We start from the raw sequence: 17,899 nt of genomic DNA, 5'->3' as shown, positions 1-17,899 counted from the left end.
GGAAGCCATGACCAGCACCAAACGCCAGGAGACCGATCCGACCGAAGGCCGCGAACTCACCGAGATGGCGTGGGACCCGGTCACCAGGATCGTGGGCAGCCTGGGCATCTACACGAAGATCGACTTCAAGGCGAAGGAAGTCGTGGAGTGCCACAGCACCTCGTCGATCTTCCGTGGCTACAGCATCTTCATGAAGGGCAAGGACCCGCGCGACGCGCACTTCATCACCAGCCGGATCTGCGGGATCTGCGGTGACAACCACGCGACGTGCTCGGTCTACAACCAGAACATGGCCTACGGCGTGCGCCCGCCGCACCTCGGCGAGTGGATCATCAACCTCGGTGAGGCCGCCGAGTACATGTTCGACCACAACATCTTCCAGGAGAACCTGGTCGGCGTCGACTACTGCGAGAAGATGGTCGCCGAGACCAATCCCGGTGTGCTGGAACTGGCCAACCGCACCGAGGCCCCGCACGCGGGCGAGCACGGTTTCCGGACGATCGGCGACATCATGCGGTCGCTCAACCCGCTGGAAGGCGAGTTCTACCGCGAGGCACTGCACGTCAGCCGGTACACCCGGGAGATGTTCTGCCTGATGGAAGGCAGGCACGTCCATCCGTCCACTTTGTACCCCGGCGGTGTCGGCACGGTCGCGACCGTCCAGCTGTTCACCGACTACCTGACCAGGCTGATGCGGTACGTGGAGTTCATGAAGCGGGTCGTGCCGATGCACGACGACCTCTTCGACTTCTTCTACGAGGCCCTGCCCGGCTACGAGAAGGTCGGCCAGCGCCGCATCCTGCTGGGCTGCTGGGGCAGTCTCAACAACCCGGAGTACTGCGACTTCACCTACGAGAACATGCAGGCGTGGGGCCGCAAGATGTTCGTCACGCCCGGTGTGGTCGTCGACGGCAAACTCGTGACCACCAGCCTCGTGGACATCAACCTGGGCATCCGGATCCTGTTGGGGCACTCGTTCTACGAGGACTGGGAAGACCAGGAGATGTTCGTGACCCGCGACCCGCTGGGCAACCAGGTGGACCGCAGGCACCCGTGGAACCAGCACACCATCCCGCGGCCGGCCAAGCGCGACTTCGACGACAAGTACTCGTGGACGATGTCGCCGCGCTGGTTCGACGGCAAGGATTACCTGCCGCTGGACACCGGTGGCGGCCCGATCGCGCGCCTGTGGACGACCGCGCTGGCCGGCCTGGTGGACACGCCGAACGTCAAGGCGACCGGCCACAGTGTACTGATCAACCTGCCGCGCACGGCCACCAAGCCGGAAGTGACCTTCGAGTGGAAGATCCCGCAATGGAGCAACGCGCTCGAGCGCAACCGTGCGCGGACGTACTTCCAGGCGTACTCGGCTGCACTGGCATTGCACTTCTGTCAGCAAGCACTCAGTGAGATCCGTGGTGGCAACACCAAGACCTGGGAGCAGTTCAAGGTTCCTGACGAGTCGGTCAGTTGTGGCTTCACCGAGGCGGTCCGCGGTGTGCTGTCGCACCACATGGTGATCCGTGGCGGCAAGATCGCCAACTATCACCCGTACCCGCCGACGCCGTGGAACGGCAGCGTCCGCGATGTCTACGGAACACCAGGGCCGTACGAGGACGCGGTGCAGAACACCCCGATCTTCGAGGAGAACACCCCGGAGAACTTCAAAGGCATCGACATCATGCGGGCTGTGCGCAGCTTCGACCCGTGTCTGCCCTGCGGTGTGCACATGTCCCTCGGAACCGGAAAGGTGCTCAAGAAGCTGCACACACCGCACGCCTTCAACGGCGAGTACGAGTAAGCCATGGCGACCAACCCGCAAGGTGTCGGTGATCAGATCGAGCATCTGCTCGAGTCGTTGCGGCCCGGCAAGGACAAGGAGATCGCCGAGGAACTGGTCCGTCTGCTCGTGCAGATGTATGGCGAAGGGCTGACCAGGATCGCCGGGATGATCTCCGACGAGAAGGACCTGATGGCCAGGCTCGTCAAGGACGACCTGGTGGAGAGTCTGTTCTTGCTGCACGATCTGCATCCGGTCGACGTGGACACCCGGATCCAGCAGGCACTGGACGGCGTGCGGCCGTTTCTCGGTTCGCACGCCGGCGGTGTGGAGTTCCTCGGTGTGGACGACGAAGGCATCGCTCAGCTTCGGCTGGAAGGAAGCTGCGAGGGATGCCCGTCGTCCACGTTGACCGTCAAGACGGCCATCGAGACCGCGATCAGGCAGGCGGCGCCGGATCTCAACGGCATCGAGGTGGCCGGTGCGGTTTCTGATGAGCCGGGCCTGTTGCAGGTACGGATGGGCCCGCCGCCGGACTGGCACGCACCAGGAGTCGTGTGTCCCGCTACCAAGGCAGAGGTGTCGTGACGTCCCGTCTGCGGAGATTCGTCGGCGCTCAGCCTGCTGCGGCTGAACCCGTTGCGGTTCAGCAACAGGTTGAGCGCTGTGAGATGTGCACGGCGCAGGTCGCACCCGAGCACGGGCATGTGGTCGACGTCGAGCACAGGTCCCTGATGTGCGCCTGCCGCCCTTGCTATCTGCTGTTCGTCAAGGGCGACAACGGAAGATACCGTGCTGTGCCTGACCGGTATCTCGTCGGACCAGGCCTGACACCGCAGGAATGGCAGGGCCTCGGCCTGCCGATCAGTACGGCTTTCTTTCTGCGCGGCGATTCCGGGCTCGGAGTGTTCTACCCGAGCCCGGCCGGGGCCACCGAGTGCCTGCTGGACCTGGATGTGTGGAGCGGGCTCACGCGGGCACACCCGATGCTGGGCCAAGCCCGGCCGGAAGTGGAGGCGATCCTGATCCGCCAGGTCGAGTCTGATGTGGAGTGCTACTTGGTCCCGATCGACGCGTGTTATCAACTGGTCGGCACGGTCCGGCTGTACTGGAAGGGATTTGACGGCGGCGAGGAGGCGCGGGAGCGGATAGACGCCTTCTTCGCCGATATCCGGTCCAAGGCGAAGCCGTTCGGACTGGAGGCGTGACGTGACTGATCTGGTCTTCGACTGCGTCGGCGCGCGCGTCGAGCGGTATTCCGCATCGCCCTCGATGACGTTGGAACTGCGTATCACCGAGACCGAGGGCCAGCGCGTGGAAGCGATCGCGTTGCGCTGCCAGATCAGGATCGAGCCGAACCGCAGGCGCTATTCGGCGCAAGAGGCGGAGAATCTCAACGACCTGTTCGGCGAGACGGCCCGCTGGGCGGACACGTTGAAGCCGTTGCAGCTGGCCAACCTGTCGCTGATGGTGCCGGGCTTCTCCGGGAGCACCACGGTCGATCTCCCGCTGCCGGTGACCTACGACCTGGAGATAGCGTCCACAAAGTACTTTCACGGTCTGCAGGACGGCGTTGTCCCGATGCTGTTGCTGTTCAGTGGCACGGTGTTCGGCACGACGGACGGCAAACTCCAGGTGCAACAAGTGCCGTGGCACAAGGAGACGTCGTATCCGCTGCCGGCGAAGGTGTGGCGGGAGACGATCGACGTGCACTTCCCGAACGCGGCCTGGCTTCTGGTGCACCGGGAGACCATGGACGATCTGCGCCGGTTCAAGACCCGCAACGCCTTGCCCACATGGGAAAGCGCTCTTACCGAGCTGCTGAAACGGGCAGGAGAGGACGTGAAGGAGGAGTAAATGGTCATTCGAATGGTCAAGGCAGTCGCGATCGCCATGCTGGTGGCCGCTGTCGTCCAGTCACTGCCGGACATCAAGCGATACCTCGAGATCCGCGAGATGTGACATGGAGACCGTGATCGGGTTCGCGATCGGATTCGTGGTGGGCACGCAACAGGGCCGTGACGGCCTGGCGAAGCTGCGTGACTCATGGAACGCTGTCAGCACCTCCCCAGAAGTCCGTCAGGCGGTCTCTGTCGGGGTGTCGATGGCCGGCAAGGCCGCCCGTCAGCTGATGAACGGCGGTGCCGGGAAAGTACTGAGCGGTGTCTTCGACCGGATCGCCGCGCAGCAGGAACAACAGGCAGCCTGAGAACTCATTTGACGGTGGCGGCGATTACGGCCTGACCGAGACTGATGCCGCCATCGTTGGTGGGTACCCTGGAATGCGTCAGAACCCGGAAACCCTTGCGTGTCAGCAGGTCTACCGCGCGGTCGCGTAGCAGCATGTTCTGGAACACCCCGCCGGACAAGGCCACCGTCGACACGTCGTGCTCGTCACGTGCTCGTGCACACGACTCGGCGATAATTCTGGCGACGGAGTTGTGGAACCTTCCTGCGATCACCGCGGGTGGAACATCGGCGAGCAAATCCTCGGCCACTGACCGGATGATGTCCACACCGGACACCACGCCGTCGAGAATCGCAGCCTGATAGGCCCCTTGTTCTCCCGGGTCTGCGAGCTGTTCGAACTCGATCGCGGCCTGTCCTTCGTAGTTCACCGTGTCCCGGACGCCGACCAGTGCCGCCGCCGCGTCGAACAGCCGCCCCGCACTTGACGTGAGTGGCGAGTTTATTCCGCTGCGGGCCAACGAGATCATCTGTTGTGAGTCCGGGCCCATGAGCCTCTCCGGCGGATTGCCGGAGTACGCGGCATCCAGGTAGGCGGCTGCCATTCGCCAGGGCTGTTTGATCGCCGCTGTCCCGCCGGGCATCGGAATCGGTGCCAGATGCCCGATGCGCTGGAACGAAGTCCGGTCGGCGAGCAGGAACTCACCGCCCCAGATCGTGCCGTCGGTCCCGTAACCCAGGCCGTCGAAGGCGACTCCGATGACAGTTGTGTCAATCCCGTTGTCCGCCAGGCAGGAAACGATATGCGCGTGGTGGTGCTGGACGCCGATCAGATCCACGCCGATGAGCTCCAGCGCGTACTTGGTCGAGAGATACTCCGGATGCAGGTCATGGGCGACCACTTGCGGCCGGATGTCGAACAGCCGGGAGAAGTGCTCGATCCCGCTGGTGAACGACCGGAGTGTCTCGTAGTTCTCCAGATCCCCGATGTGGTGCGACACGAACGCGTGCTGCTCTTTCAACAGGCAGAACGTGTTCTTCAGCTCGGCCCCGCACGCCAGCACCGAACGGTCGGCACGCCAGGGCAGGCTCACTGGCTCTGGCGCGAACCCACGGGACCGCCGGACCACACCCGACGGCCGGATCACGGAGTCGTCGGTACGGATGTGGATCGCCCGGTCGTGGGTCAGGAACGCGTCCGCGATGCCTGCCAATCGGTCGAAGGCGTCGTCGTCCTCGTAGGCGATCGGTTCGTCGGAGACGTTCCCGCTCGTGAGCACGATCGGTGCGGCCACGGCTTCGAGCAGCAGGTGATGCAGCGGGGTGTACGCGAGCATGATCCCGAGATGGCGGTTGCCGGGTGCGACGGCGGCCGCTAGCTCGGTTCGCTTGGGCAGCAGGACAATCGGCCGGGCCCGCTGGGTGAGCAACGCGGGATCGTCCACCTCGCACAGTCGGCGAGCCTCATCCACACTGGACACCATCACCGCGAAAGGCTTGTCCTCACGGTGTTTACGCCGTCTCAACTCGGCTGTCGCGGTCTCGTCGGTGGCCAGTGCGGACAGGTGGTAGCCGCCGAGACCTTTGATCGCCACGATCTTCCCGGCTAGGAGCAACTCGGCGCAGCCGGTGATCGGATCGCCGTTTCGCGGCACCAGGCTCAGCTGTGGACCGCATGCGGGACAACAGGTCGGCTGTGCGTGGAACCGGCGATTGCCGGGGTCGTGGTACTCCTCGGCGCACGCGGCGCACATCTCGAACCCGGCCATTGTCGTGAATGGACGGTCGTAGGGGACGTCCTGGATGATCGTGAACCGGGGGCCGCAGTTGGTGCAGTTGATGAACGCGTACCCGAATCGCCGGTCGCTGGGATCATGTAGTTCCCGTAAGCAGTCAGCGCAGGTCGCGGTGTCCGCGGAGACCAGGGTCCGGCGAACTCCGCCCGCCTCGCTGGGTGCGATCGTGAATCCGGCGGTGCCGCTGACCTCGGCCGTCGCCACTGTGATCCGTTCGATCTCGGCCAGTGGCGGCGCGTCGCGGCGCAGGGCGACCAGGAACGCGTCCACCTGCGGACCGGGGCCCTCGATCTCCACGAACACGCCGTCGACGTCGTTGCCGACCCGTCCGGCCAGGCCGAGACCGGTGGCAAGCGAGTAGACGAACGGCCGGAAGCCGACGCCCTGCACCACGCCTTCGACACGCACATCCCGCCGGATCTGCCGGGTCATCCCCACAGTCTCCTCCGTGGGGCAAGAGGTGGTAACTTGACGCTGACAAGTTGTCGGTGTCAAGGTAGGTCATGGGCAACTTCAAAGAGGCCACGGCCATCCACGCGGCCGGGCCGGGGGAGTTCACGATCGCGCTGGACGCTCAGTGGAGCATCGGCACGAAACTTCACGGCGGCTACCTGCTCGCAGTCGTTGCCCGTGCCGCCGCCGAGCTGGCCGGCCACCCGCACCTGACGGCGATCAGTGCGAGCTTCCCGGCCGCGCCTGAACCGGGTCCGGCGACGCTGCAGGTCGAGGCGCTCAAGGCGGGCCGCAGCATGACCCAGCTGCGCAGCCGGTTGACGCAGAACGGCGTGGTCTGTGTGGAGTCCCTGGTCACGCAGGGAACGCTGACCGAGGACGACGCGTGGTGGACCGGCCCTGCGCACGCGCCACTGCCGCGCGAGGAGGACTGCCTGCGTGTGCCGGTCGAGGCGCCGGGCTTCAAGGTGCCGCTGATGGAGGTGGTCGACAACCGGATCGATCCGGCGGTGGTCGGCTTCACCGTCGCCCAGCCGTCCAGGCAAGGTGCCATCGCGACCTGGCAGCGACTGGCCGACGGCTCCGACTGGGATCCGTTGAGCCTGCTCGTGGCACTGGACCCGGCCCCGCCGGTGAGCTTCGACCTCGGTGTGCCGGGCTGGGCGCCGACCCTGCAGATGTCCGCCTACATCCGCAGGCTGCCCATGCCGGGCTCAGTCGCTGTGCGGATGCACGCCAACGAGCTCGGTGGTGACCGCATGGACGAGACCGCGTTCGCATGGGACAGCAGCGGGCGGCTCGTCGCACAGGCCACCCAGTTCGCTGCCGTCCGCCTTCCCCGGGGCTGATTCTTCCCTGGTCTAGCGGCCGATGTTGATGCCGCCGGTGATGGTCTGAGTCTGGATGACGGGGCCCGAGGCGGTGCCTGACACGGAGTTGATGGTCGTGTTGGTGCTGTGGTCGACGTTCTGCACGGAAGCCCAGCGTTCCCGCAGCTCGGTGCCGAACTCGGGGTCCTCGGCCACGATGGTGGCCAGTTCGCCCGCCAGCGCCTGGACCTCGGGCGACTCCTTGGCCTTGCCGTCGGCCGCCTCCAGCGCGGCCACGGCCTGACGGCGTCCGCTGATCTTGTTGCGGACGAAGTCGTAGAACGATGTGACCGCCTTGCCGGCGAGTGCGGCGGAGATGGCGACCAGGACCGGCTCAGGCATTCGATGTCCCCTTGGGCTGGAAACTGCGACCTCTCGCCATCCTTGTCGCAGGGCTGTTCACGGTCTATTGACAAAATAGATTTGTACGTACAAACTCATTTTTGCGATGAGAGACGTGATCTTCTTGGACCAGGTCGAGCAGGCCGAGACCCTGCTCAAGCCGCAGCGCATCGACGTCCTGCGGCAACTGGCGGAGCCCAGGTCGTGCACCGAGGTGGCCAAAGTGCTGGACCAGACCCCGCAGCGGGTCTACTACCACGTGAAACGCCTGGTGGAAGCCGGTCTGGTGACGCAGGTGAGCGAGCGCAGGGTGCGTGGCATCAACGAAGGCGTCTACCAGGCGAGCGCCCGCTCGTACTGGTTCTCGCCGGGTGTTGTCGGTCGCATCGGGCTGCGCAGGCACACCGACGAGCTGAGCCTCGGCTACCTGCTCGACCTGATGGAGGAGGTACAGGCGGACGTCGCCGCGCTGGACCGGACCCGGCCCGAGCTGCCGTCGATCGGGGTGTCGGGCGAGATCCGGGTCCCGCCGGAGCGCCGCGCGGATTTCATCGCCGACCTCAGGACCGCGTTGCAGGACCTCTTCACCCGCTATGGCGGTGCCGAAGGTGATGCCTTCAAGCTCGCTGTGGCGTGTTACCCGAAAGACATCCCAGGAGCGTAGATGTCAAGCGGCAAGCGACTCGATGTGATGAGACCAGGCGGTTGTTTCGTCGTAGAGGGTGCCGGTTTTGAGGCAGCCGTGGAGGATGCCGACGAGTCGGTTGGCGAGTTGGCGCAGGGCGGCGTTGTGCTCGCAGCCACGGGCTCGTTGCCGGTCGTAGTAGGCGCGGGCGCCGGGAGAGTGTCTCAGTGCGCTGAAGGCTTGGGTCATGAGAGCGTCGATGAGCCGGTCGTTGTGGATGAAGCGGGCCAGGGCGACCTTCTTTTTGCCGGACGCGCGGGTGATCGGGGAGGTGCCGGCGTAGTTCTTGCGGGCTTTGGCGGTGGTGTAGCGGTGCGGGTCGTCGCCGAACTCTGCGAGCACCCGGGCGCCGAGCACCTGTCCCAGGCCGGGCTGGGAGGTGATGATCTCAACGGCCGGGTGCTGGCCAAAATAGGCCTCGACCTGCCCTTGCATGGCGTTGATCTGGGTGTTGAGTACGGTCAGGACCGCGATCAGTGCCTGGACGGAGGCGGCGTAGGCGGCGGTGACGACCTCGGGCTGGCCGAGGTGCTCAGCGCGCAGCGCGGCCTGGATCGCGGCTGCTTTGTCGGCGATGTTCTTGCGGCGGGCGCGTGTGAGCGCGGCGCTGATCTGCGCGGTGGTCAGCCGGGCGGCCTGCGCCGGGGTCGGGGCCTTGGCCAGCAACTGCAGGGTGTCGGCGGCGTCCAAGTCGGTGAACGCGACCAGCGCGGCCGGGAAATAGTCGCGCAACGCGTGACGCAGACGCTGGGTGTGCCGGGTCCGTTCCCAGATCAGGGTTTTGTGGGTGCGGGTCACGACTTTGACGGCCTCGCCCTGCGCGGTGTCCCCGGCGATCGGCCGCAGCTCGTGGGCGTGGGTGCGGACCATGTCGGCCAGCACGTGTGCGTCCCCCGGGTCGCTTTTGGCTCCGGAGACCCCGAGCCGGTCACGAAACCTGGCCGCCTGCAGCGGGTTGACCGCCAGCACGGTGTATCCGGCGGCCACCAGCGCCCGCACCCAGGGGCCGCGGTCGGTCTCGATGCCCACCAGCACCTCGACCTCGTCGGCCTCGTCTCCGGCCAGCCCGCCCAGGATGGTGTGCAGCCGGGCCATTCCCGCCACGCCCTCGGGCAGCCGGGCTTTGGCCAGCCGGCGGCCGGAACTGTCCATCACCTCCACATCGTGATGATCCTCAGCCCAGTCATCACCTACGAACAACCTCAACAAGCTCTCCCGTCTCCACACTGTCGATCACCCGGTGCAGCCTGCGAGAGAACCATCAGCGACCTAATCAAGCAGTGCTCACGCCAACCAGCAGCAGGCACGACATCCCATCAGCGATCAACTCTCTCGGCCATCCGGCAGGGGCACGATCTTTCGTCAGGACTCATACGTCCAGGAGCACAAAGTGCTCACCTGCCGGCGGCTACCACCAGGAGTCTGCCGGATGGCAACTCCCAGAACTGATTAGGAACTCCCGATGACCGAGCCGATGCAGCTGCGAGCGGCGCGGATAGCCGCCACAGCTGACACCGTATGGAATGCACTGACCGATCCCCAGGCATTGCACGTCTGGTTCGCAGAACACGTCGACGTGCACTTGCCGGAGCAATACCAGTTCTGGGGCCGCTACACGATCGAAGGCACCGAGCCGCGGCAACGGCTGTTGCACGCCGACGACCACCTGCTGCGATTCGAATGGCTGGACACCACGGTCGAGATCGAGGTGACCGAGCAGGCGGGGACGGCGTCGGTCACCGTGCGGCAGACAAACCTGCCCAGCATGGCGGACATGCTCGCGCAGGATCACCCGTTGGCGCTGATGCACACCTTCTGGGCGCTGGCCGTGGCCAACCTCGTCGACTACGCCGAAGGCCGCGAGATCGCCTGCCGGGTCGACTACACCGCCACTGACCTGCGTCAGGAGCTGGTGATCGAGGACTCGCCGCAAGCGGTCTTCCACTCGCTGACCGACGAGGACGCGCTGGCCCGATGGTTCGGCGCCAAGATCCAGATGGACCACCACGCCGGCGGGCGCTGGGCGATGGGCGGCTTCGAGGCGGACTCCGCGCCAGCGGAGATCATCACGCTGGAACCTGGTCGTGAGCTGGCCATCAAGTGGCCCGACGGGATCGTCAACACGTGGGAACTCGCAGGCAGCCAGGGCAAGACCCGGTTGACGTTCGTGCAGAGCGGGTTCATGGCCAACGGCGAACGCGGCTACGGCTCGTGGGCCGGCTGGCTGGCCGGATTCGTCGAGCTGTGCCGGATGCACGAAGTCACGGGCTGGCGACCGATGTGGACCCAGGTGCATGTGGACGGCCTGGATCACGACCTGCTGCGGATCGAGAAGCAGGAGGCCTGACCGGCCGGGGGCATCGGCCGGTCAGGCGGGCAGCCACACCAGGGACAAGCCCTAACGTGGCACGACCAGGCAGGACGAGCCGGACTTCTCGATCCGGCGGGCGATCGCCCTGGCGTAGCGGTCCTGGAACGGCACGACCACCGCGTGCACGTCCGTGGTGGCCACGGCTTCCAGCAGGGCCGACATCCCCGGCCCGAAGCCGGGATGCTCGTCGTGGAACACCTTGCTGAGCAACCACCCCTGTTCCCAGGTCCAGCTGGTCAGCAGATCCTGGTGATCGCTCTGGGTGGGACCCCACACGTATCCGTAGACACGGAGTTTGCCGGGGTTCTTGATGGCGCTGGAGAGGACATGAACCCGCAAAGTCTGCCCGACGGGAACAACACGGTCACGGATGGTCACGGGGACTCCAGTACTAGCACTGACAGTGTTGTGGTGACGTCGCGGTCGCGGGCTCATGACGCTGGTCACAAGAAATTTGCACACCGGGATTTGAAGGGGTCGGACGAGCGGCCCGGCTAAGGTTGTGGGTCGTGCCGGTTGTCGGGGAGGTCACGCGGTGAGCATGGGATTCGTCGGGGTGAGTACCGCCGAGTCGTCGATCATGCGGATCTTCCCGCGCTGGGCTGAGATCCTCGGCCTGCCGGCCCGCTCGCTGACCGGCTTCGACCTGCCGCTGGACGCTCGCGCCGAGGACTACCGGCACGTGATCGGGCGGATCGCCGCCGACGAGGACATCCGCGGGGCGTTGATCACCACCCACAAGATCGGCGTCTACCAGGCGGCTGCCGACATGTTCGCCGAGCTGGACGACTTCTCCGCACTGTGCGGCGAGATCTCCTCACTGTCCAAAAGGGACGGCCGGCTGATCGGGCACGCGCTCGACCCGGTCACCGCGGGCCTGGCCATCGAGGAGTTCCTGCCGGACAACCACTTTTCGTCCACCGGCGGTGAGCTGCTGTGCCTGGGCGCGGGTGGCGCGGGGACCGCGATCGTCTGGTACCTCGCGCACCGGGCCGACTCGCCCAGGCGGATCTTCTGCACCGACATCTCCAAGAAACGCCTGACAGCTTTACGTTTCCTGCTGCGTAAGGGCAGCGTGCCCACGCACGTGGACACAGTGCAGGTGCTCGGCCCGGTCGACACCCTCATGTCGCAACTCCCGCCGGGCAGTGTCGTGGTCAACGCGACCGGTCTGGGCAAGGACAAACCCGGCTCGCCGGTTACCGAGGACGCTTGTTTCCCGCGCGGGGGCGTGGCGTGGGAGGTCAACTACCGGGGCAGGCTGGAATTCCTGGCCACCGCCGGTAAACGCCAGGCAGTCGACGACCTCACGGTCGTCGACGGCTGGCGGTATTTCATCCACGGCTGGTCCAAGGTGATCGCGACCGTGTACCGGATCGAGCTGACCCCGGCTCTGCTCGGCGAACTCTCCACGGCCGCCGACGAGTTCCGGCCGCGTCTTTGACCAGGTCACATGCATTGGGCGCACCCGGTGTGGACTCACTGTGCGTGATTTCGTAATCTTGCCGAGATCTTGGCCGCCCGTGTCCGGCCAGCTTGGTGTGCTCGATCGACGACGAAGGAGACACGCACGCCGTGTCGCACAGACTCAAGCGCGGGGCGCTGACCGCCTCCGCGGTGATCACGCTGCTGGCCGCACTCCTGCCGATGCCCGCCTCGGCGCAGCAGGAATCGCCGGCCCTGCAGAAATTCCGTGAACTCAACACGCAGGCCAAAGAGCTCAACGAGGACTTCCTGCAGGCCGAGGAGGACCGCAAGGCCCGCCAGGCCGAAATCGACAAGGCCGGCGTGGACATGGTCGCGGCCAACGCTTCCAAAGCCGAGGCGAAGGTCAAAGAGGACGCCTTCCGCGGCCAGGTGGAGCGGCTGTCGACCGCCGCCTTCCACGGCGCCCGCTTCGACAAGCTGTCGGCGCTGCTCACCGGCACCTCGCCGGAGGACTTCCTGGCCCGTTCGTCGGCCCTCAACGTCCTGGCCACGGACAACAACACAGCGCTGAAGGAACTCACCGGCGCGGTGAACCAGGCCGCGAGCGCGGAGAAGAACGCCTCCGACGCCCAGCGCCGCGCGACCGAAGCCCGTGACGCCGCGGTGAAACTGGGCGAGCAGATCAAGGCCAAGCGGGCCGAGCTGGACAAACAGATCAACGAGATCACGTCCTCGCTCGACAAGCTGTCCGCGGCCGACCGTGCCGCCCTGCAAGGCGAGATCGACAAGGGCGTCTACTTCCCCGGCAACAGCATCGCCGGCAAGGCCGTGACGTCAGCCCTCAGCCGCCGCGGCGACCGCTACGCCCTCGGTGGTACGAAACCGCCGGTCTTCGACTGCTCGGGCCTGATGATGTGGGCATACGCCCAGCACGGCTACAAACTGCCGCGCACAAGCCGTGAGCAGTACAAGGTGGGCCGTCCGGTCTCCAAGAGCGAACTGCAGCCCGGCGACCTGCTCTTCTACGGAAACAGCGCCGCAAGCATCCACCACGTCAGCATGTACATCGGCAACGGCATGATCGTGCACGCCTCGGACTACGGCATCCCGGTCCTGTCCGCGCCGATGGCCAAGGGCGGCAGCGACTTCTTCGGAGCCAAGCGCCCCATCGGCTGAGAACCAGCCCTCGAAAATCCGCACTGCGGACCAGTTCTGTGAACAGGCCCCGGCACCCGCCGGGGCCTGTTTTGTGTCTGCGCGGCCTCCGGCCCCCCGATTTCCACGCTACTCGGTGGGTCTGACAGTTCTGGGGGAGAAGCGTGCCTGTGGGGGTGGGTTGTCCACAGGCAGCCGGTTGTCCACAGCCGGGCGCTGGCTGCGGCGCTGCTGCTAGGGTGACTCTTTACGATGTAAGCTATTGAGGAGAGGCACATGGGGGACCACAAGGCGGATAGTCACGACGTGATCCAGGTTCGCGGTGCGCGGGAGAACAACCTGGCGAACGTGTCTGTCGACATTCCCAAGCGCAGGCTCAGTGTGTTCACCGGGGTGTCGGGCTCGGGCAAGTCGTCGCTTGTCTTCGGGACCATCGCTTCGGAGTCGCAGCGGCTGATCAACGAGACCTACACGGCATTCATCCAGTCGTTCATGCCGAGTCTCGGGCGGCCGGATGTGGACGCGTTGCACAACCTCAGTGCGGCGATCGTGGTCGATCAGGAGCGGATGGGCGCCAACTCGCGGTCCACGGTGGGGACCGCGACCGATGCGTACACAATGCTCCGGATTGTCTTCAGCCGGCTCGGTGAACCCCACGTGGGGACTTCCGGTGCATTCAGCTTCAATCTGCCTGAGGGCATGTGCCCGGAGTGTGAGGGGCTCGGCCGGGTCTCCGCGGTGGATGTGGACGAGCTTGTCGACCGGAACCTGACGTTGCGGGAGGGCGCCGTCACGGTTCCCGGGTTCAATGTGGATGGGTGGTACTGGCAGACGCTCGCGCTCGCCGGTTTTGCCGACCCGGACACCAAACTGAAGGACTTCACCCCGCAGCAGTGGCACGACTTCCTGTACAAACCGGCGACCAAGGTCAAGATCGGCACGATGAACACCACCTATGAGGGCCTGGTGGTGAAGGTGCAGCGGGTCTATCTGGCCAAGGACCGCGAGTCGATGCAGGCACACATTCGGTCCTTCGTGGACCGCGCAGTCACGTTCGACACCTGTGGACTGTGCGGCGGTACGCGGCTCACACAGGCGGCGCTGTCGTCCAAGATTGCCGGTCGGAACATCGCGGATTGCTCCTCGATGCAAATCAATGAGCTCGCTGAGTTCGTTCGGAGCATTACCGACGAGTCGGTGGCGCCCCTGCTCAGTACATTGCGCGAGACGCTGGACTCGCTGGTGGAGATCGGCCTGGGCTACCTGAGCCTGGACCGGGAGTCCGCGACCCTGTCCGGTGGGGAGGCGCAGCGCGTGAAGATGGTGCGGCATCTGGGATCCAGCCTCACCGACGTCACGTACGTCTTCGACGAGCCCACAGTCGGCCTGCACCCGCATGACATCCAGCGGATGAACGACCTGCTGATCCGTCTGCGCGACAAGGGGAACACCGTCCTGGTCGTCGAGCACAAGCCGGAGGTCATCGAGGTCGCCGACCACGTGGTCGACCTGGGTCCCGGCGCGGGCACGTCCGGCGGCACCATCTGTTACTCGGGCGACCTGGCCGGACTGCGCACTTCCGGCACACTGACCGGCCGATACCTGGACCACAAGGCAAAGCTGCGCGACACGGTACGCACGCCCACCGGCCAGCTGTCGATCACCGGCGCGAACCTGCACAACCTCAAGAACGTCGACGTGGACATCCCGCTCGGTGTGCTGACTGTGGTCACCGGCGTCGCCGGATCCGGCAAGAGTTCGCTTGTCCACGGATCGGTCTCGACGCGCAAAGACGTGAGTGTGGCCGATCAGTCCCCGATCCGGGGCTCACGTCGGAGCAATCCGGCGACATACACCGGATTGCTTGACCCGATTCGCACCGAGTTCGCCAAGGCCAACGGAGTCAAAGCGGCGCTTTTCAGCGCCAACTCCGAGGGCGCCTGCCCGAACTGCAAGGGGATCGGCCTGGTTTACACCGACCTCGCGATGATGGCGGGCGTCGCTTCGATCTGCGAGGAATGCGAAGGCAAGCGCTTCACCCCCAAGGTGCTGACATACAAGTTGCGCGGCAAGGACATCAGCGAGGTCCTGGCCATGTCGGTGACCGAGGCGCGGGAGTTCTTCCCGACCGGGCAGGCACGTTCGATCCTTGACCGTCTGGCCGACGTCGGCCTGGGCTACCTCGGCCTCGGCCAACCTCTCACGACCCTGTCGGGCGGCGAACGCCAACGCGTGAAACTCGCCATCTACATGGGGGAGAAGGCAAGCACGTACGTCCTGGACGAGCCCACCACGGGCCTGCACCTCGCCGATGTGGACCAGTTGCTCGGCCTGCTCGACCGGATTGTCGACGACGGCAACACAGTTATCGTGATCGAGCACCACCAGGCGGTGATGGCGCACGCCGACTGGATCATCGACCTCGGCCCTGGTGCCGGCCACGACGGCGGCGAGATCGTCTTCACCGGCACGCCCGCCGAGCTGGTCACCAAAAGCGAGTCACTGACCGCGCAGCACCTGAGGGCCTATGTAGGCTGAGGTCCGAGCGTTGGGACGTACATGACTGATCACTACACGCAGTGGCTCAAGTCCACTGGCCGGGTCGCAGCCGGCATCATGCTGATGCTCGTGGCCGGAATCGCGGTTTTCGGCACGAAACAGTGGGCCGGCCTGGTTTTTGTGGTGATCGGCGCGGTGAGCGTCGGGATGGGCGTCCGAGCAATCCGCCTACGCAGGCGAGACCTGCCCACGGACAGTAAGGGCGCGGACAAGCAAGGCGCGAACAGTCAGCCGGGTCCGTAGCGGGACCACTCGATGGCCGGGCAGCGATCCATCACCATGCGCAGCCCGGCCTCTCCTGCCCGGCCGAAGGCGGCCTCATCGATGACGTCGAGCTGGAACCAGACGGCTTTCGCGCCGATGGCGACTGCTTGGTCGGCGAATGGGCCGGCTTCGGCGGCGCGGCGGAAGACGTCCACACAGTCGACCTCGAAGGGGATGTCGGCGAGGGTGGCGTAGCCCTGCTCGCCCCAGACAGTCTCGGCCAGGGGATGCACCGGCACGATTCGTTTGCCGTGTTGTTTGAGGAACCGGGCCACGCCGTGCGCGGCGCGGCTGGGATTGTCGGCCAGACCGACGATGGCCCAGGTCTGGCAGTTCTCCAGGATCCACCGGATGTCGCCCGGCTCCGCCCACGATCGCATGACCCCGATCATGCCTCAGGACAGTTGTGCTGCGCGCGAGGTCAGGTAGCGTTGTTCGGGCTCGCTGAGTGTTCGGCGCGCGGCGAGTTCGTATTGCGTGCGCGCTGCGGCGGTGTCGCCGGAGATGTCAAGCAAATGTGCGCGGACCGCGTGCACACGGTGGTGACCGGCGAGTGCGGGGTCGGATTCGGCCGCGGACAATTGCGTCAGACCTGTCTCGGCGCCGTGCACCATTGCCACGGCCACAATTCGGTTCAATGCGACCATTGGCCCCGGTGCAATCCGGTGCAATACGTCGTAGAGCCCTAGGATCTGGGGCCAGTCGGTGTCCTCGGTGCACTGAGCCTCGTCGTGCACCGCGGCGATGGCGGCCTGCAGTTGATACGGCCCGATCGGAGCGGTCGGGAGTGTTGAGCTGATCAGTGCGATTCCATCGGCAATAGCCTGGTGGTCCCACAGATTCCGGTCCTGCTCGGCGAGCGGGACCAAAGCGCCGTCCGAACGGGTGCGCGCGGGACGGCGGGCGTCAGTCAACAGCATCAGTGCAAGCAGCCCGGTGACCTCACCATCGTCGGGCAATTGTGCGTGCAATTGATGCGTCAGCCGGATTGCCTCGCTGCTGAGCTCCACGCGATGCAGCGACGAACCGGAACTCGCGGTGTATCCCTCGTTGAACACGAGGTACAACACCTTCAGCACGGCGTCGAAGTCCGACGGCATCTGGAACTCCGCGCCACCGGCCTTGATCTTCTGCTTCGCCCGGCTGATGCGTTGCGCCACAGTCGCCTCCGGCACCAGGAACGCCCGGGCGATCTCCGCCGTCGTCAGCCCGCCAACAGCCCGCAACGTCAGCGCGACCTGCGATGACTCGGTCAGCGACGGGTGACAGCACAGCAAGAACAGGGTGAGCGTGTCGTCGACTCCGGTCACCAACTCGGGATCAGGCGGCGGCAGAGACGCGACGGTTTCCTCTCGCCGCAAGCGCGCTGTCTCGCTGCGCCAGACCTCGATCCGCCGTCGGGAGGCGACCGTGATCAGCCAGCTCTTGGGGTTGTCCGGCGTGCCCTCGACAGGCCATTGCACTGTGGCCGCGAGCAGCGCCTCCTGCACTGCGTCCTCACACGCGTCGAAGTCGCCGTAGCGCCGGACGAGCGCCGCGAGCACTTGCGGCGCGAGTTCCCTGAGCAGGGTGTTCACGTCAGGTCCAGCACCGGCCGCACCTCGATCAGACCATGCTCGGCCTCGGGCAGCCGGGCCGCGTGCTCGATCGCCCGGTCGATGTTCTCGCAGTCGACCAGGTAGAACCCGGCCAGGTACTCCTTGACCTCGGCGAACGGCCCGTCAGTGGTCATCACTGTGCCGTCCTTCACCGTGATCCGCTTGCTGAGCGACACATCGGCCAGTGCCTCGCCCACGATCAGCTCGCCGGACGCGGCCATGGCCTCCCGCACCACCCCATGCTCCTGATAGCCCGCCGCCTGCTCTTCAGCCGACATGCTGTCCCACATCTGCTTGGCCGTCGGGTTGATCTGGATCATGATCAAGTACTTCACGATGCCCCTCCCGGAAAAATTCTCACCGAAGATGTCGAGAACGCCGCACCGGTCTCTACGTCCCGGGTGCAAGGTAC

At 65.7% G+C, this 17,899-nt stretch carries 20 protein-coding genes; 13 read left to right on the top strand and 7 right to left on the bottom strand.

Features of this window, described 5'->3' with window-relative positions; all coding sequences use genetic code 11:
* Positions 1 to 7 precede the first annotated feature (7 nt).
* The 6 genes from JOF56_RS02040 to JOF56_RS02020 are packed head-to-tail and all read left to right on the top strand — an operon-like array spanning position 8 to position 3,989.
* Entirely contained in the window at positions 8 to 1,801 is a 1,794-nt protein-coding gene (locus JOF56_RS02040) for a nickel-dependent hydrogenase large subunit (protein ID WP_209633804.1), read from the top strand.
* 3 nt (positions 1,802 to 1,804) lie between these two features.
* Positions 1,805 to 2,368 (top strand): NifU family protein, encoded by a 564-nt coding sequence (locus JOF56_RS02035; RefSeq protein WP_209633802.1) that lies wholly within the window; start codon positions 1,805 to 1,807, stop codon positions 2,366 to 2,368.
* The gene (locus tag JOF56_RS02030) at positions 2,365 to 2,988 is read left to right on the top strand and encodes a DUF5947 family protein (RefSeq protein WP_209633800.1); all 624 of its coding nucleotides are present in this window, start codon (positions 2,365 to 2,367) and stop codon (positions 2,986 to 2,988) included. Before JOF56_RS02035 ends, JOF56_RS02030 begins: the two co-directional genes overlap by 4 nt.
* Position 2,989: 1 nt before the next feature.
* Complete coding sequence (locus JOF56_RS02025) at positions 2,990 to 3,637, top strand: DUF6084 family protein (RefSeq protein ID WP_209633798.1); 648 nt, start codon at positions 2,990 to 2,992, stop codon at positions 3,635 to 3,637.
* The gene (locus tag JOF56_RS60645) at positions 3,638 to 3,742 is read left to right on the top strand and encodes a DUF6893 family small protein (protein ID WP_372447817.1); all 105 of its coding nucleotides are present in this window, start codon (positions 3,638 to 3,640) and stop codon (positions 3,740 to 3,742) included.
* A 1-nt stretch (position 3,743) separates the two neighbouring features.
* Positions 3,744 to 3,989, top strand: a complete 246-nt coding sequence (locus JOF56_RS02020) for a hypothetical protein (RefSeq protein WP_209633796.1) — start codon at positions 3,744 to 3,746, stop codon at positions 3,987 to 3,989.
* 4 nt (positions 3,990 to 3,993) lie between these two features.
* Here the strand turns inward: JOF56_RS02020 and hypF are convergent, their stop codons facing one another.
* Positions 3,994 to 6,195 carry a carbamoyltransferase HypF gene (gene hypF / locus JOF56_RS02015; RefSeq protein WP_209633794.1) on the bottom strand — a complete coding sequence of 734 codons (2,202 nt, stop codon included), beginning with the start codon at positions 6,193 to 6,195 and terminating at the stop codon, positions 3,994 to 3,996.
* A gap of 71 nt (positions 6,196 to 6,266) precedes the next feature.
* Between hypF and JOF56_RS02010 the strand changes: the two genes are divergently transcribed.
* The gene (locus JOF56_RS02010; protein ID WP_209633791.1) at positions 6,267 to 7,064 is read left to right on the top strand and encodes a thioesterase family protein; all 798 of its coding nucleotides are present in this window, start codon (positions 6,267 to 6,269) and stop codon (positions 7,062 to 7,064) included.
* A 12-nt stretch (positions 7,065 to 7,076) separates the two neighbouring features.
* Here JOF56_RS02010 and JOF56_RS02005 read toward each other — a convergent pair whose 3' ends face one another.
* Positions 7,077 to 7,427 (bottom strand): hypothetical protein, encoded by a 351-nt coding sequence (locus JOF56_RS02005; RefSeq protein ID WP_209633790.1) that lies wholly within the window; start codon positions 7,425 to 7,427, stop codon positions 7,077 to 7,079.
* 106 nt (positions 7,428 to 7,533) lie between these two features.
* On the opposite strand from JOF56_RS02005, the gene JOF56_RS02000 reads away from it, so the two are divergent.
* On the top strand, positions 7,534 to 8,091 hold the full coding sequence (locus JOF56_RS02000) for a winged helix-turn-helix domain-containing protein (protein ID WP_209633788.1): 558 nt from the start codon (positions 7,534 to 7,536) through the stop codon (positions 8,089 to 8,091).
* 3 nt (positions 8,092 to 8,094) lie between these two features.
* Here the strand turns inward: JOF56_RS02000 and JOF56_RS01995 are convergent, their stop codons facing one another.
* Positions 8,095 to 9,318: an IS110 family RNA-guided transposase gene (locus JOF56_RS01995; RefSeq protein ID WP_443667616.1), complete on the bottom strand. Its 1,224-nt coding sequence runs from the start codon at positions 9,316 to 9,318 to the stop codon at positions 8,095 to 8,097.
* A gap of 256 nt (positions 9,319 to 9,574) precedes the next feature.
* Here JOF56_RS01995 and JOF56_RS01990 point away from each other — a divergent pair, with 256 nt between their 5' ends.
* On the top strand, positions 9,575 to 10,459 hold the full coding sequence (locus tag JOF56_RS01990; protein ID WP_209633786.1) for an SRPBCC domain-containing protein: 885 nt from the start codon (positions 9,575 to 9,577) through the stop codon (positions 10,457 to 10,459).
* A 51-nt stretch (positions 10,460 to 10,510) separates the two neighbouring features.
* On the opposite strand, the gene JOF56_RS01985 is transcribed toward JOF56_RS01990, so the two are convergent.
* Positions 10,511 to 10,861 carry a hypothetical protein gene (locus JOF56_RS01985; RefSeq protein WP_209633784.1) on the bottom strand — a complete coding sequence of 117 codons (351 nt, stop codon included), beginning with the start codon at positions 10,859 to 10,861 and terminating at the stop codon, positions 10,511 to 10,513.
* 157 nt (positions 10,862 to 11,018) lie between these two features.
* Between JOF56_RS01985 and JOF56_RS01980 the strand changes: the two genes are divergently transcribed.
* The 4 genes from JOF56_RS01980 (at position 11,019) to JOF56_RS01965 (ending at position 15,868) form a co-directional block, all read left to right on the top strand.
* Positions 11,019 to 11,927, top strand: a complete 909-nt coding sequence (locus JOF56_RS01980) for a shikimate dehydrogenase family protein (RefSeq protein ID WP_209633782.1) — start codon at positions 11,019 to 11,021, stop codon at positions 11,925 to 11,927.
* A 131-nt stretch (positions 11,928 to 12,058) separates the two neighbouring features.
* A complete protein-coding gene (locus JOF56_RS01975; protein WP_307854880.1) occupies positions 12,059 to 13,087 on the top strand; it encodes an NlpC/P60 family protein in 1,029 nt (342 codons plus the stop codon).
* Between the two features lie 255 nt (positions 13,088 to 13,342).
* Positions 13,343 to 15,604: an ATP-binding cassette domain-containing protein gene (locus tag JOF56_RS01970; RefSeq protein ID WP_209633780.1), complete on the top strand. Its 2,262-nt coding sequence runs from the start codon at positions 13,343 to 13,345 to the stop codon at positions 15,602 to 15,604.
* Between the two features lie 21 nt (positions 15,605 to 15,625).
* Entirely contained in the window at positions 15,626 to 15,868 is a 243-nt protein-coding gene (locus tag JOF56_RS01965) for a hypothetical protein (RefSeq protein WP_209633778.1), read from the top strand.
* Here the strand turns inward: JOF56_RS01965 and JOF56_RS01960 are convergent.
* From JOF56_RS01960 to JOF56_RS01950, 3 genes are read right to left on the bottom strand one after another with little or no spacing between them, the layout of a single operon-like run.
* Positions 15,853 to 16,269 carry a CoA-binding protein gene (locus JOF56_RS01960; RefSeq protein ID WP_209633776.1) on the bottom strand — a complete coding sequence of 139 codons (417 nt, stop codon included), beginning with the start codon at positions 16,267 to 16,269 and terminating at the stop codon, positions 15,853 to 15,855. The two genes, JOF56_RS01965 and JOF56_RS01960, sit on opposite strands and share 16 nt — an antisense overlap.
* 15 nt (positions 16,270 to 16,284) lie before the next feature.
* Positions 16,285 to 17,466 carry an RNA polymerase sigma factor gene (locus JOF56_RS01955; protein ID WP_209633774.1) on the bottom strand — a complete coding sequence of 394 codons (1,182 nt, stop codon included), beginning with the start codon at positions 17,464 to 17,466 and terminating at the stop codon, positions 16,285 to 16,287.
* Positions 17,463 to 17,822 carry a YciI family protein gene (locus JOF56_RS01950; protein ID WP_209633772.1) on the bottom strand — a complete coding sequence of 120 codons (360 nt, stop codon included), beginning with the start codon at positions 17,820 to 17,822 and terminating at the stop codon, positions 17,463 to 17,465. The genes JOF56_RS01955 and JOF56_RS01950 overlap by 4 nt, the downstream gene beginning before the upstream one ends.
* Positions 17,823 to 17,899: the final 77 nt, after the last annotated feature.

It is taken from the genome of Kibdelosporangium banguiense (genome assembly GCF_017876405.1).
Lineage (GTDB): Bacteria > Actinomycetota > Actinomycetes > Mycobacteriales > Pseudonocardiaceae > Kibdelosporangium > Kibdelosporangium banguiense.
Note: the sequence above shows the minus strand (reverse complement) of the source record. Positions and strands in the feature narration are given on the sequence as shown.

Bases quoted from the DNA above. Each gene is read 5' to 3' on its own strand.
- JOF56_RS02040 (WP_209633804.1), top strand. From the start codon at position 8: ATGACCAGCACCAAACGCCAGGAGACCGATCCGACCGAAGGCCGCGAA.
- JOF56_RS02035 (WP_209633802.1), top strand. From the start codon at position 1,805: ATGGCGACCAACCCGCAAGGTGTCGGTGATCAGATCGAGCATCTGCTC.
- JOF56_RS60645 (WP_372447817.1), top strand. From the start codon at position 3,638: ATGGTCATTCGAATGGTCAAGGCAGTCGCGATCGCCATGCTGGTGGCC.
- JOF56_RS02020 (WP_209633796.1), top strand. From the start codon at position 3,744: ATGGAGACCGTGATCGGGTTCGCGATCGGATTCGTGGTGGGCACGCAA.
- hypF (WP_209633794.1), bottom strand. From the start codon at position 6,195: ATGACCCGGCAGATCCGGCGGGATGTGCGTGTCGAAGGCGTGGTGCAG.
- JOF56_RS02010 (WP_209633791.1), top strand. From the start codon at position 6,267: ATGGGCAACTTCAAAGAGGCCACGGCCATCCACGCGGCCGGGCCGGGG.
- JOF56_RS02005 (WP_209633790.1), bottom strand. From the start codon at position 7,427: ATGCCTGAGCCGGTCCTGGTCGCCATCTCCGCCGCACTCGCCGGCAAG.
- JOF56_RS02000 (WP_209633788.1), top strand. From the start codon at position 7,534: ATGAGAGACGTGATCTTCTTGGACCAGGTCGAGCAGGCCGAGACCCTG.
- JOF56_RS01990 (WP_209633786.1), top strand. From the start codon at position 9,575: ATGACCGAGCCGATGCAGCTGCGAGCGGCGCGGATAGCCGCCACAGCT.
- JOF56_RS01970 (WP_209633780.1), top strand. From the start codon at position 13,343: ATGGGGGACCACAAGGCGGATAGTCACGACGTGATCCAGGTTCGCGGT.
- JOF56_RS01965 (WP_209633778.1), top strand. From the start codon at position 15,626: ATGACTGATCACTACACGCAGTGGCTCAAGTCCACTGGCCGGGTCGCA.
- JOF56_RS01960 (WP_209633776.1), bottom strand. From the start codon at position 16,269: ATGCGATCGTGGGCGGAGCCGGGCGACATCCGGTGGATCCTGGAGAAC.